11 protein-coding genes are annotated in these 13,087 nt (G+C 40.4%); 6 read left to right on the top strand and 5 right to left on the bottom strand.

What is annotated here, in order from left to right; translation table 11 throughout:
- Entirely contained in the window at positions 1-921 is a 921-nt protein-coding gene (locus AC1DRQ_RS13995) for a DUF6263 family protein (protein WP_429394224.1), read from the top strand.
- Between the two features lie 79 nt (positions 922-1,000).
- Here the strand turns inward: AC1DRQ_RS13995 and AC1DRQ_RS13990 are convergent, their stop codons facing one another.
- Both AC1DRQ_RS13990 and AC1DRQ_RS13985 read right to left on the bottom strand, forming a co-directional pair.
- On the bottom strand, positions 1,001-1,363 hold the full coding sequence (locus AC1DRQ_RS13990; RefSeq protein ID WP_477425317.1) for a hypothetical protein: 363 nt from the start codon (positions 1,361-1,363) through the stop codon (positions 1,001-1,003).
- Between the two features lie 9 nt (positions 1,364-1,372).
- Positions 1,373-2,002 (bottom strand): TNT domain-containing protein, encoded by a 630-nt coding sequence (locus tag AC1DRQ_RS13985; protein WP_477425315.1) that lies wholly within the window; start codon positions 2,000-2,002, stop codon positions 1,373-1,375.
- A 199-nt stretch (positions 2,003-2,201) separates the two neighbouring features.
- On the opposite strand from AC1DRQ_RS13985, the gene ligA reads away from it, so the two are divergent.
- The 4 genes from ligA (at position 2,202) to dapA (ending at position 8,286) form a co-directional block, all read left to right on the top strand.
- On the top strand, positions 2,202-4,214 hold the full coding sequence (gene ligA, locus AC1DRQ_RS13980; protein ID WP_477425313.1) for an NAD-dependent DNA ligase LigA: 2,013 nt from the start codon (positions 2,202-2,204) through the stop codon (positions 4,212-4,214).
- A 170-nt stretch (positions 4,215-4,384) separates the two neighbouring features.
- Entirely contained in the window at positions 4,385-4,612 is a 228-nt protein-coding gene (locus AC1DRQ_RS13975; protein WP_429394214.1) for a hypothetical protein, read from the top strand.
- Between the two features lie 164 nt (positions 4,613-4,776).
- Positions 4,777-7,227 (top strand): DUF5686 and carboxypeptidase regulatory-like domain-containing protein, encoded by a 2,451-nt coding sequence (locus tag AC1DRQ_RS13970; RefSeq protein WP_477425310.1) that lies wholly within the window; start codon positions 4,777-4,779, stop codon positions 7,225-7,227.
- A 180-nt stretch (positions 7,228-7,407) separates the two neighbouring features.
- The gene (gene dapA, locus AC1DRQ_RS13965; RefSeq protein WP_477425308.1) at positions 7,408-8,286 is read left to right on the top strand and encodes a 4-hydroxy-tetrahydrodipicolinate synthase; all 879 of its coding nucleotides are present in this window, start codon (positions 7,408-7,410) and stop codon (positions 8,284-8,286) included.
- Positions 8,287-8,350: 64 nt separating this feature from the next.
- Here dapA and AC1DRQ_RS13960 read toward each other — a convergent pair whose 3' ends face one another.
- From AC1DRQ_RS13960 to AC1DRQ_RS13950, 3 genes are all read right to left on the bottom strand, one after another.
- Positions 8,351-8,530 carry a histone H1 gene (locus tag AC1DRQ_RS13960; RefSeq protein ID WP_090652322.1) on the bottom strand — a complete coding sequence of 60 codons (180 nt, stop codon included), beginning with the start codon at positions 8,528-8,530 and terminating at the stop codon, positions 8,351-8,353.
- 309 nt (positions 8,531-8,839) lie between these two features.
- Positions 8,840-10,273 carry a glycoside hydrolase family 125 protein gene (locus tag AC1DRQ_RS13955; protein ID WP_477425306.1) on the bottom strand — a complete coding sequence of 478 codons (1,434 nt, stop codon included), beginning with the start codon at positions 10,271-10,273 and terminating at the stop codon, positions 8,840-8,842.
- A 247-nt stretch (positions 10,274-10,520) separates the two neighbouring features.
- Entirely contained in the window at positions 10,521-12,257 is a 1,737-nt protein-coding gene (locus AC1DRQ_RS13950; protein WP_477425304.1) for a phospho-sugar mutase, read from the bottom strand.
- Between the two features lie 312 nt (positions 12,258-12,569).
- Here AC1DRQ_RS13950 and AC1DRQ_RS13945 point away from each other — a divergent pair, with 312 nt between their 5' ends.
- Complete coding sequence (locus tag AC1DRQ_RS13945; protein ID WP_477425302.1) at positions 12,570-13,052, top strand: hypothetical protein; 483 nt, start codon at positions 12,570-12,572, stop codon at positions 13,050-13,052.
- Positions 13,053-13,087 lie beyond the last annotated feature (35 nt).

The following is a 13,087-nucleotide window of genomic DNA, read 5'->3' as shown; positions in this document are numbered from 1 at the left end:
ATGAAGTATCTCTTTAATCTTTTTTTATTATTGATGGTAAGCGTTGCGTGCCAGGGTCAAAAACTAAAGCTTGCCTTACACTTAACCAAAGGCAATACCTACAATATGGTTACTACTACCTCCTCTGCTGTAAAACAAACTATTAACGGTCAGTTAAACAATATTGAATTAACCATTACGGGTAATACATCGTTCAAGGTGCTTAATGCCGATGACTCACTTTATTACATGGAGGTTAATTATAAAAACCTGGGTATGAAAATGCAATTACCCACCGGCCCTGTTAATTTCGATTCACAAAAGAAAGACCCTTCTGATATCATGTCGTCCATCCTGTCGGGTCTGGTGAATAAACCTTTTACAGCTACATTTACCAAAAGCGGTAAAGTAAGGTCGGTTGAAAATGTAGAGAAGATGATCTCATCGGTGCTTGATGGTTTTACGCAGGTACAAGGGCCGCAAAAAGAACAGATTAAAAATCAATTCATCCAGTCGTTTGGCGAAAAAGCCATTAAGGGGAACATCGAAATGTCGACCGCTATTTTTCCTGAAGTCCCGGTATCAAAAAATGAAAAATGGACTATAAATACCACGCTGGAAAGCGCTATGACCGCCAAAATAAGCACCGTTTACCAGTTAACAGATGTTACCCCTACCAGCTATGCTATTCATGGTGATGCCACTATTGCAACTAATGCGAATGACAATTATAAAGAGGTAAATGGGATGCCCATGAAATATAACATGAGCGGAACAATGACAGCCGATATAAAAGCAGATAAAGCTACCGGCTGGATCAGCGAGTCAAAAACCAAACAGACGATAAGCGGTACTGTTGAAATAAAAGATAACCCAAAAGTACCCGGCGGCATTACTTTCCCTATGAGTGTGGTAAATGAATCGGTTACTACGGATAAATAAAATCTGATATTCTGTATAAAAAAAGTCCTTGCATGACTACCTGCAAGGACTTTTTTATACCCGGTTATTTGTCAATTTGTTAATGGCTACTCACCCAGAAGCCTTCAAGGTAAAGTTTGTAACGGGTTGGTTGAAATTCTCCATAAGCAAAAACAACTATCACGTCACCTCTTTTGCAGAAGTACAATCTTAAGTTATCAATGCCTTTGTACAAATTCAGAAATCCGCCATCTGAAGTAAATCCGCCGGTTTTTACGATGGATTCAAAATCATCATTACCAATAATATGACGCAGATCCTCAAAACTATTATTGGCAAAGTCATTAAATTGTATAGTCCCCCCTATATTTATTCCTATATCTGGGATAATGGATCTGTTTAAAATTTCCGATTCGGATCCATCAAAAACCAATGACTTTACCTTTATATATTTTGTGATCATTAATAAATGTTATTTAATCTTTTCTTCCTCCAGGTAACCCTCTTTTTTCAGATCGTTAACCGTGTAGGGTAATTCATCCTGGGTACCTAAACCCGGTTTACCAAACCAGGGAATAATTTTCCCTTCTCTTACATTTGGAATAGGTTTTACAATTTTGTAAACCCTGTAGGGCGAATTCAGTGTCTTATCCGGCAATGCCCGTTGCGGAAAAGGTACAGATTTTAATGATACGAATGTTCCTTTGTCCTGAAATACACTGTCGGCATCGTAATAACCGCCATAACGATCAACCTCTAATCCAACTTTCAGGATAACTATCTTTAAATTTACCGCACCACGGTTTGGGGGCCAGCCACCGTTCAGATTGTTGGTAGTAAAGAATTGCTCCAGTTCGTTCCATTTTTCTTCCTTCCAAAGTTTCCATGCCGCCACTGCGAGGAGCTTTTTGGTACTGTCGGCAAAATCGGATACCGATGCCTTAAAATCCTCAAAACTAACCCCTCTTACAAGGCCGTTGCTGTTTCCATGATGCTTTGATGAACCTGCGGTGTGTTGGTGTTTTTTTGATTGCTGCTTTTGGGCATTCGCCATGAACGGCATGAGCAGCGCCGCCAGTAGCAAAATTCTGATTGTTTTCATTTGATTTGGTTTAAGTGCTATAAAAGTAACATGTACCATACTTTTCTCCAAACGAAATTTAAAATTTATTTTTAAGCAATAGTTAAACCCTTTTGTTCACTTATGCAGTCCGAATTTCAGTTCACATTTCTTAATCACCAATAACTTAATGATGTTAATCACTTAGGAATGAAATAAAGTAATTCTTAACTTCGCATCTATGTCACCAGCCGAAGCTAAAAACCAAATACAGGCCTTAACTACCGAATTAAAGCAGCACAATTACAATTATTATGTGCTGGCTATGCCTACCATTTCTGATTTTGATTTCGACAAGAAACTGGAAGAGCTGAACAAGCTTGAAAAGGAGTTCCCTGAATTTGCCGACCCGGATTCGCCTACACAAAAAGTGGGAGGAGATATTACCAAAGAGTTTGTAACGGTGAGGCACCGCTGGCCAATGTTGTCATTGGGTAATACCTATAATGAACAGGAACTGCTTGATTTTGATCAGCGCATCCGCAAAGCCATAGGCGATAGTTTTGAGTATGTATGTGAGCTTAAGTTTGATGGCTTATCTATGAGCCTAACTTATGAGGATGGCAAGCTGGTGCGCGCCGTTACCCGTGGCGACGGTGTACAGGGCGATGAGGTAACTACCAATGTACGCACTATAAATACCATACCCAAGCGCTTGCACCAAGGCAGCTACCCCGACTATTTTGAGATACGGGGCGAAGTTTTTATGCACCGCAAAGCCTTTGAGCGCCTTAACAACGAACGTTTGGAGAATGGCGAGGTTGCTTATGCCAACCCCCGTAACTTTGCCTCAGGCACCGTTAAAATGCAGGATTCGGCCGAGGTTGCCAAACGCCCGCTGGATTGTTTCCTGTATGCTTTAAATACCGATAAAACTTTATTTAAAACTCATTGGGAAAGCTTGCAGGCCATTAAAAGCTGGGGCTTTCATGTTAATGACCACAGCCGCCTGTGCGGCAGTATGGATGAAGTATTACAATTTATTGCCAAATGGGATAAGGACAGGTTTGATTTAAGTTATGACATTGATGGCATTGTAATAAAAGTAAATAATTACTCGCAGCAGCAGGAACTTGGTTTTACGGCCAAATCACCTCGTTGGGCCATATCCTACAAATACAAGGCCGAGCGGGTTGAAACCGAACTGATTAGTGTAAGTTACCAGGTTGGCCGCACCGGTGCGGTTACCCCTGTTGCCAATTTAAAACCGGTATTACTGGCTGGTACTACGGTAAAACGCGCCACCCTGCACAACGCCAATGAGATCATCAGGCTCGATCTGCATGAAGGCGACACCGTTTTTGTTGAAAAAGGCGGCGAGATCATCCCGAAGATCATCAGCGTAAATCCTGAAAAAAGGGCAGCTAATGCCGTACCCGTGGTGTACCGCACTACTTGTCCGGCTTGTGATACCCCTCTTGAACGCAAAGAAGGCGAGGCAGCTTTTTACTGTCCCAATGATGAAGGTTGCCCTCCGCAAATAGTGGGTAAAATGCAGCACTTTATTGGCCGCAAAGCCATGAACATTGATGGCCTTGGCGATGAAACTATTGAAACCCTGTACTCCCGGGGATTCATCAGGCACATCAGCGATATTTATAAATTACATAGCCATGCTGATGAACTGAAACAAATGGAACGTTTTGGCGATAAATCCATCAACAACATGCTTGATGGTATTGAAAAATCAAAACAGATGCCTTTTGAAAAAGTGCTGTTTGGTTTAGGTATACGCTATATAGGCGAAACGGTTGCTAAAAAACTGGCCATGTATTTTAAGTCGGTTGATAAACTGATGGCTGCTACTTACGATGAACTGATAGCTGCCGAAGAAGTTGGCGAACGCATAGCCCAAAGCCTGATTGAATATTTTAGCAACGAAAAACATCAGCAGGAAATTGAAAAACTAAAAGCCCTGGGCCTGCAATTTGTTGCCGAAGAAAAAGAAGTGAAACTGGCCAGCGAAAAATTGGCAGGGCAAAGCTTTATCATATCAGGTGTGTTCGAGAAATTCTCGCGCGATGAGCTAAAAGATCTGATAGAACAAAATGGAGGTAAAATACTAAGCAGCATATCGGCAAAGCTTAATTACCTTGTTGCAGGTGATAATATGGGCCCGGCCAAACTTGAAAAAGCCCAGAAATTAAATATCCCTATCATTAGTGATGATGAACTTTTGGCCATGACCAGTTAATTTAATTAAATTTTACAAAAAGCCATTGATTTGTAAAAAATATGTACATTTAACTATGTTTTCATTTTTTAAATAAAAAGCAAAACTAAGTAACTAACCATTACGTACTTATCACATACCAATTAGTGATACTTCTATTTTAAACAGACCGATTATCAAATTTTTATTCAATGGCACGTTTTATCGCTATACAGGATAATATTTTTTGCGAACCCTGCAAAGAATGTGGCGCAAGACCTGTAATTGAACAGTTAAAAGGAACTTTTGTGGTGCGGTGCCCTCAACATAAATCCCACTACAAAACAAAAGCAGGGTTAATTAATATTGATGACTGGAATTTAAAAAACAAAACACATCCTCCGCTCGGCAATGCTGAAAATCCGCAAAAAGCATCCTGATCAAAAGGTTGCTCTTGTTTCTGTTTAATATATTCTCTCCTCCTGTTAGTTATCTTCAGGCTTACTTAATACAAGCCTGGTATTATTTAATTTCACATTATTTAACAATCCGGCGTTGTAACATTTAGTGAATAAGCTTCATCTTAGCATAAACTACCTGCTAAATGAAATCTACCTTTTTGTTTATTCTCCTTTTTGTATCAAGTATCCCCGTATTTTCTCAACAACTTATCATCAGCGGCAAAATAACCGACGAAAACAACAAGCCCATTCCTTTTGCATCCATTTATGTAAAAAACACTACTAAAGGTGTATCAGCAAATAGTGAGGGTGCGTATGAGCTGCAAATAAGCCCTGGCAACTATGAATTACAGTATAAAGCTTTAGGTTACGGGCAGCAAAGCCAGCGGGTACAGCTTACCGGCAACCAGGTGATTAATATCGCGTTGAAAACTGAAACCTATCAATTAAAGGCTGTATCTATACATGCAGGCGGAGAGGACCCTGCTTATGCCATTATTCGCAAAGCCATTAAAAAACGCAAAACCTATTTAAACGAAGTTAATGCTTACACCTGCGATATTTATATTAAGGGTTTACAAAAGTTATTGGCCGCGCCTAAAAAATTCCTGCTTTTTGATGTGCAGAAAGCTACCAGCGAAGCCGGCCTCGACTCCAACCGTACGGGCATAGTTTACCTGTCAGAATCAGAATCGAAATATAGTTTTATACGTCCCAATAAGGTGCACGAAGTACAGGTATCCTCTAAAGTGTCAGGGAGTAATAAAGCATTCAGCTTTAACCGGGCATCAGATATGGCCGTTAATTTTTACGAGAATTTTGAAAACTGGGAAGGCCTGAGCAACAGGCCGCTGGTATCGCCAATAGCCGATAATGCCTTGTTTTATTATAACTATAAATGGATGGGGATATCTGTTGAAAATGGCGAAACCATTAATAAAATAAAAGTAAGCCCTAAACGTGCACATGATCCTTGTTTTGAGGGCTACATTTATATACTGGATGATAGCTGGCGGCTATCAGCATTACAGCTTTACCTTACTAAAAAGGCAAATATTAATTTTGTTGATACCCTTAAAGTAAACCAACAGTTTTACCCGGTAAGTAATAAGGCCTGGATGCCGGCTACCATTAAGTTTGAATTTACAGGTGGCTTATTTGGCTTTAAGGTAGGTGGTTATTATATTTCGATATATAAGAATTATGACCTTAACCCCAGCTTTGAAAAAACAAATTTTGCCGAGGTTTTACGTATTGAAAAAGGGGTCAGCAAGGATTCGGCATTCTGGAACCTGGAAAGACCGATACCGTTAACTGATGAGGAAAAAACTGATTATCAAAAAAAAGATATACTGGCCAAAAAGCATGAGTCAAAGCTATACCTCGATTCGTTGGATAAAGCTAACAATAAAGTAAAGCCATTAGATGTTTTGCTAACCGGCGTTAATACCCGCAACCGTTATAAAAAGGAATCATATCATTATGATGGTTTGCTTGGTTCGCTATTATATAATACAGTTGAGGGTTTTGCCATTAACTACGGCGCATCATACAGTAAACTGGTTGATACTATTGATAACAGGTACCTGATATTAAATGGCAAGGTGCGTTATGGATTTTCGAATCACTTGCTTAATGGCACAGTTGGGGCAGCCATACCTTTAAAGCGGTTCACGCTTAGCTTAACCGGAGGGTCTGATGTCACTGATCTTAATAACCAGCAACCGATATCCACGCTCTTAAACTCCCTGTATAGTTTGTTTGAAAAGCAAAACTATCAAAAGCTGTATCAAAAGCAATTTGTATCGGCCTCACTATCCGGTCGTATAACCGGCGGATGGAAAGCTTCTGCATCTGCAGAGTGGGCCAATCGCAAGTGGCTGCCCAACTCATCAACCTATAGTTTCTTTGACCCTGCAAATAGGGTATTTACTTCTAATAATCCATTGATCCCAACGCAGGATATTCCTTTATTCCCTGAAAATCAATCATTCAAGATCAACTTGCGTACTACTTATGATTTTAGTGATAAATATGAAACCTACCCGTCAGGCCGGCGGTACCTGCCATCAAAATATCCAACCCTTGGCTTAAATTATACCAAAGGGATAAAAAGCCTCTTTGGGTCAGACGTTGATTACGACCTGCTAAGTGCCGACATCTCCAAATCAAATATCGATATGGGTTTTTATGGCAAAACTTCCTTTTTTGCCGGCGCAGGTAGATTCCTGAATGCCAACAAATTATTTTACCCGGATTTTAAGCATTTTGACGGCAATCAAATTTTAGCATATACCCCCGGTATCAATCGCTTCCTGCTTTTAGATTACTATAATTTTAGTACGCCTGATAAATATGTTGAGGCTCATCTGGAACATAATTTTTCGGGTTTTATTACTAATAAGATACCCATCATCCGTAAGTTTAAGCTACAGGAAATCGTTGATGTTAACTACCTGTACACCCCTACCCTTAAAAACTATACCGAACTGGGCTTTGGGTTGCAATACCTTAACATCAGGGCCATGTATGGCATATCCTATAATAGCGGCAGCAAAGTAAACTCGGCCTTCAGGCTGGGGATAAGTCTTTGATTTAGTATCAAGTAGTTAGTATCAGGTATCATGATTTACCAGCAGGATTTTGATATTTTATATTCAATGYTGACCCATGGTAATAAACCTGAGTATTTTATGCAAATTCGGTAAATACTTGATACCTGATACTGGCTACTTGATACTATCTCACTATATTAGCATCCTTTAATTTTAATCATGAATAAATTTTACGGATCAGGGGTAGCCATGGTGACCCCTTTTCAGGCGGATGGGCAAATTGACTACGAGGGTTTACGAAACCTTATTGAGCATTTGATTGATGGCGGGGTGCAATACCTGGTATCATTAGGTACAACCGGCGAAAGCGCCACATTGAATGCCCAGGAGCGAAAGCAAATATGGGCATTTACCGCTGAGGTTGTAAATAAGCGGGTAAACTTAGTTGCAGGTATAGGCGGCAACAATACCCACGAAGTGGTTGAACAAATAAAGGAGTTTGATACCAATGGCTACGATGCTATATTATCATCAAGCCCGCATTATAACAAACCTACCCAGGAAGGTATCTATCAGCATTATAAGGCTATTGCGCAGGTAGCATCGCTTCCTGTAATATTATATAACGTACCCAGCCGTACCGGGAGCACTATAAGTGCTGAAACAACCGTACGCCTGGCTCGCGATTTTAAAAATATTATCGGTATTAAAGAGGCGTCAGGTAATTTTGACCTGTTTAACCAATTGATGCGGGATAAGCCCGAAGACTTTTTATTCATATCTGGCGATGACCCGGTTACCCTGCCTATGATGGCATTAGGTGCCGTTGGTGTAATATCAGTTATTGGCAACGCGTTGCCAAAGCAGCTATCAACTATGGTGCAACTGTTGCTTAATAACGATTTTAAAACTGCGCAAAAAGTACATAGCAGCTTAATTGAATTTACACGGCTCATGTTTATTGAAGGCAACCCAGCCGGTGTAAAAAGCGCGTTAAAACATTTAGGTATTTGCGGCGATGGGGTGCGGCTACCTCTTGTACCGGTAAGCAGCGGCACAGCTGCCGCCATTATACAGGAAACTAAAAAATTAGCATAAATAAAAAACCCGGTTAAAAAATAACCGGGTTTTTTATTGGAATAAGATTATCAAAAAATCTTCCTTAGCTTTCTTTATTTTTCGCCTCCTGGACTTCCAAACGGATAGCCTGTGCCAGGTTTTTAAGATCTTGCATACCTTTACGAACACGGGTTCCGGCAGCGCTGTTTCCTTTGTTGTAGAATTTGTCGGCGTCAGCTTCCAAAGATGCTACGAGCTCTTTTACTTCAGTAAATTTTTTCATTTAATTACTCCTTTTAAAATTATTAAGGTTTATTGTTTTAATTAAAGCTAATCTATAATGTTTTTTTTTAATTAAAAATTTTTGAAGCAAAAAAATACTGCCTTTAAAGTGCTTTTTTTCCACATTTTATAGTGATAATATAATATTTAMGCTACTATATATTATATTAAAAACACAAAGACTTAAAATATTGTATATTATATTTAATCAATAATTATAATATACAATAAATATACATAGAAAATAATATTTTATATGTTTTAAACTAAGAAAACAGATATTTTAACACTATTCATATATTAAAACCTATTAAATGATTTTTTGCAATATATCGGGGTAGTGCTGGTGTGTTTTTATGATCAGTTCGCCAAACAAAGTATTGGCCCAGGCAAACCATTTACGTGTAAAATCGGCAGCATTATCCTTATTAAACGACTCATGCATAAAACCCGTACCGGCATGTGTGGTTTTTAATAATCTAAGGCACTCCGTAATCTCGGCCTTATTGCTTGATGTCAGCCCGCGCATAATAATAGCCATTGGCCATATATAACCGATGCCTACGTGCGGGCCACCAATACCTTCGGCTACTTTACCTTTAAAAAAGTATGGGTTAGCTTCGCTTAAAACAAACTTGCGGGTATTTTGATACAATACATCAGTTACCGGTAACGAGTCAAGATATGGCAATGCCAGTAAGCTGGGCACGTTTGAGTCGTCCATAAAAAGCTGGTTGCCGTAGCCATCAACTTCAAAGGCTAATATTTTGCCATACTCGGGGTGTTGTGCCACCGCGTATTTTTTAAGGGCGGCATCCACTTCGGCAGCAAGAGACTTACAGGCTGCTGCTGTAGTGGTATCATTACCAATAGTGGCATACATTTCGGCCATTTGGTTAAGGCTGGTAACCGCAAAATAGTTTGACGGTATCAGGAACGGATAAATAGTCGCATCATCTGACGGGCGGAATATGGAGCAGATCAATCCAACTGGCTTAACAGGGTTACCGTATCCTTTGTTAGGAGCCGTATCGCTGGCCACCTCTGTTTTCCTTTGGAAGTGGTAAGGCCCTTTATCCGTTTTGCGCTGCTGTTCCTTAAAGGTGCTTAAAATGATCTTGCCAGCCTTTTGCCAGCTATCATCAAAAAAGCTGGTATCGCCACTAATTTTCCAGTAGTTATAGGCCAACCTTACCGGGTAACACAAGGAGTCTATCTCCCATTTGCGTTCATGCAGTTCGGGTTTCATATCGGTGCGGTCGGTATCCCACTCGCTGCCCGTTGGCCCCTGGTTAAAGGCGTTGGCATACGGATCTATCTGTACACATTTGGCCTGGCGGCTCAATACCCCCTGGATCAGCTTTTTAAGTGCCGGATCAGTTTTTATGAGGGGCAGGTACGGCCAAACCTGTGCAGATGAATCGCGCATCCACATAGCGTTAATATCGCCTGTAATTACAAAAGTGTCGGGTTTACCGCCGGCTTCCGAATAGTTTACTGTAGTATCGAGTGTATTGGGATAGCAATTTTCAAACAGCCAGGCCAGTTCAGGATCTTTAATATCCTTTTTAACTTTTTGTATAATAGCCTCAACCGCTTTGCTGGTAAACTTACGGTCGGCAAGTTTTGGTCTTTGACTTTCAAAGGCAGGCAAACTGCTGGCAAACAATGACGGTGTAACACCAAGGGTCAGTCCCGCGGTTGCAATTCCGTTCAGTTTTATAAAATGTCTTCTGGTAAGCATAAAGATTTTTTAATGGTGGCTGTAAAAATATAAAAGCCATTGGTTATCCGAAAGATATTAAATTTTATTTTAAAAGGTTTTAGCAGGCCCGGCTTGTCATGCTAAACTTGTTTCAGCATCCCACATGCAAAGCATACAGCACATCGATGACTGTCCTGAGAGATCCTGAAACAAGTCCAGGATGACAACGGGTAAAACATAAAGGCGCCTCAAATGAGGCGCCTTTATGTTTTACCTTCGAGAATCATTAAACCCCCAGATCCTGCATAATCGAATCAATTTTCGCTTCCAGTTGCTGATCGGTTTCTTTATAGGCCTCCTTACTGGCCAGCTTTCCGTTCACACTGCAATAAAATTTGATCTTAGGCTCAGTACCCGACGGACGGGCAGAAATAATGCTTCCATCTTCGGTTATAAATTGCAACACATCAGATGTTGGCAGTTCTATAGCTTTTGTAGTATTGGTATTCAGATCGGTTTCTACACGCTTTTCGTAATCTTTCAGCGTAATAACCTTTGATCCGCCAAGGGTAGCCGGAGGGTTGGTCCTGAATTTTTCCATCATGGCTTTAATCTCTTCGGCACCGGTTTTTCCTTTTTTAGTAATGGAGATCAGTTTTTCTTTGTAAAAGCCATATTGCACATAGGTGTCAATAAGCGCTTCGAATAAACTGCTGCCCTTATCTTTATAGTAAGCGGTCATTTCGGCAATAAAGGCACTCGAAACTACGGCATCCTTATCACGTACCAGCTCACCTACCAGGTAACCATAGCTTTCTTCGCCACCACCAATAAAGGTTTGCTTACCCTGCAGCTGGGTCATCAGCTCGCCAATATACTTGAAGCCGGTAAGGGTATTATAATAGGTAACGTTTTTGGCCTTGGCTATCGCCTCGATCAGGTTTGAAGTTACAATGGTCTTAACAATATACTCCTTACCGGTAAGTTTACCTTTGTCCTGCCAGGCAGTTAACAGGTAATTAATAAGCATGCTGCCGGTTTGGTTACCGTTTAGCAGTATAAATTCATTCTCGGTATTTTTAACAGCGATGCCCACACGGTCAGCATCCGGATCGGTTGCCAGTACCAGGTCGGCATCCACCTCCTGCGCTTTTTTCAGAGCCAGTGTTAAAGCTTCCTTTTCTTCGGGATTGGGGTACACTACTGTAGGGAAATTACCATCAGGAGTGGTTTGCTCATCAACCAATATCACGTTTTCAAAACCAAATAGTTCCAGTGCTTTTGGCGTAAGGGTAATCCCGGTCCCGTGAATTGGCGAGTAAACAATTTTAAGATCCTTTTGTCTTCTGATAGCTTCGGGAGATACCGAAAGTTTGGTGATCTCGGCCAGGTACAGCTCGTCTATATCCTTACCTATTACTTCAATATTTTCGTCAACACGGTTAAACTTCACATCGTCAATACTGCTAATGGCCGCCACTTCGTCCATTACAGCCTTATCATGTGGCGCAACAAACTGACCACCGTCATCACCATAGGCCTTATAACCATTATACTCTTTTGGATTGTGCGATGCGGTAAGCATCACTCCGCTTTTGCAACCCAGGTGGCGCACGGCGAATGAAAGCTCTGGAGTAGGGCGTAAGGCTTCAAAGTAATATACATGAATACCATTTGCCGAAAAAACCTCGGCAGTGGTGGTGGCTAAAAAATCGGCGTTGTTACGGCTATCATGCGCTATAGCTACTTTAATCTTTTCGCCGGGATAGGTTTTCTTCAGGTAATTTGCCAAACCCTGGGTAGCTGTGCCAATAGTATATTTATTAACACGGTTTGAACCAGGCCCCATAATACCGCGGAGGCCGCCGGTTCCAAATTCAAGATCTCTGTAAAACGAATCGGTTAACTCAGTATAAGCTTTATCATCAAGTAATTTTTGAATTTGCTGCTTAACATCAGCATCGTAGTTGCCTTGAAGCCACGTGTTTACTTTCTGTAGAACGGAGGGGTCTAATTCTTGCATATGTATTATATTAATGAATGAATTGTTAAAGTCTGCTTGATAACAAATATGGTAATAAAAAGTGTGAGCGCAATTGAACAATAAAATATTCTGATGATTTTTTAAACCTAAAACGGATAGGTTAGCCGGTTTATATCTTGCCGAATCAGCCTTCATTCATTTGCCATATAAAAGAAGCGTTCGGATGTTCGCTTTTTTGTGTGCATCCCCCCCCCCGAACAGGGTTAATCCGCCCGTCATTGCGAGGGTATGTTATTGGGGATTTTCTGCAGATAAATAATTATATTTAATTACCTTTCATAAACCTAAGCCATGAAGAAATTTGCGTTCCTGTTTCTTGTATTTTCATCATGTATCGAGTCCCCTAAAAAACATGATTCAATTGGTGTTAATCCAACCCAAAAAGCAGCTATGGTTGCGCAGGTCTGCATCGATTCAATGTATAACGCGTATTTAGTAAATATGTCTCGGGCATATCCATATCATATCACGAAAGTGGTGCTGGAAAAATCAAAATATTTTGATAATGATCAAAAATTTCATTGGGGCAAGCACCCTGTCAGCTACAAATTTGTACCCGATAGCCTGAAGAATAAGCCATATGAATATGATACCTTTTCAAATATCGAAATGCCGTACATTCTGAAAGCAGATAGTATAGCTGGTTATGATCTTAATAAAGCGTATGTAAGAATGCTAATGACAGGCATTGGGTCACAAATTGAATTTTATCTGTCACATGAAAATAACCACTGGATTATCAGGAAAACGATTGGGATGGACTATAAGGAATAAAAGAAAGGCCCCAATAAATTGAGGCCTTTTTATCA

It is taken from the genome of Mucilaginibacter sp. P4_E8 (assembly GCF_056401495.1).
The sequence above is the reverse complement of the archived record's forward strand: the minus strand, read 5'-3'. Positions and strand labels throughout refer to the sequence as shown.

What these genes read in the sequence shown, in the direction of transcription:
- AC1DRQ_RS13995 (WP_429394224.1), top strand. Translation starts at nt 1, where the DNA reads ATGAAGTATCTCTTTAATCTTTTTTTATTATTGATGGTAAGCGTTGCG.
- AC1DRQ_RS13990 (WP_477425317.1), bottom strand. Translation starts at nt 1,363, where the DNA reads ATGATCACAAAATATATAAAGGTAAAGTCATTGGTTTTTGATGGATCC.
- AC1DRQ_RS13985 (WP_477425315.1), bottom strand. Translation starts at nt 2,002, where the DNA reads ATGAAAACAATCAGAATTTTGCTACTGGCGGCGCTGCTCATGCCGTTC.
- ligA (WP_477425313.1), top strand. Translation starts at nt 2,202, where the DNA reads ATGTCACCAGCCGAAGCTAAAAACCAAATACAGGCCTTAACTACCGAA.
- AC1DRQ_RS13975 (WP_429394214.1), top strand. Translation starts at nt 4,385, where the DNA reads ATGGCACGTTTTATCGCTATACAGGATAATATTTTTTGCGAACCCTGC.
- AC1DRQ_RS13970 (WP_477425310.1), top strand. Translation starts at nt 4,777, where the DNA reads ATGAAATCTACCTTTTTGTTTATTCTCCTTTTTGTATCAAGTATCCCC.
- dapA (WP_477425308.1), top strand. Translation starts at nt 7,408, where the DNA reads ATGAATAAATTTTACGGATCAGGGGTAGCCATGGTGACCCCTTTTCAG.
- AC1DRQ_RS13960 (WP_090652322.1), bottom strand. Translation starts at nt 8,530, where the DNA reads ATGAAAAAATTTACTGAAGTAAAAGAGCTCGTAGCATCTTTGGAAGCT.
- AC1DRQ_RS13955 (WP_477425306.1), bottom strand. Translation starts at nt 10,273, where the DNA reads ATGCTTACCAGAAGACATTTTATAAAACTGAACGGAATTGCAACCGCG.
- AC1DRQ_RS13950 (WP_477425304.1), bottom strand. Translation starts at nt 12,257, where the DNA reads ATGCAAGAATTAGACCCCTCCGTTCTACAGAAAGTAAACACGTGGCTT.
- AC1DRQ_RS13945 (WP_477425302.1), top strand. Translation starts at nt 12,570, where the DNA reads ATGAAGAAATTTGCGTTCCTGTTTCTTGTATTTTCATCATGTATCGAG.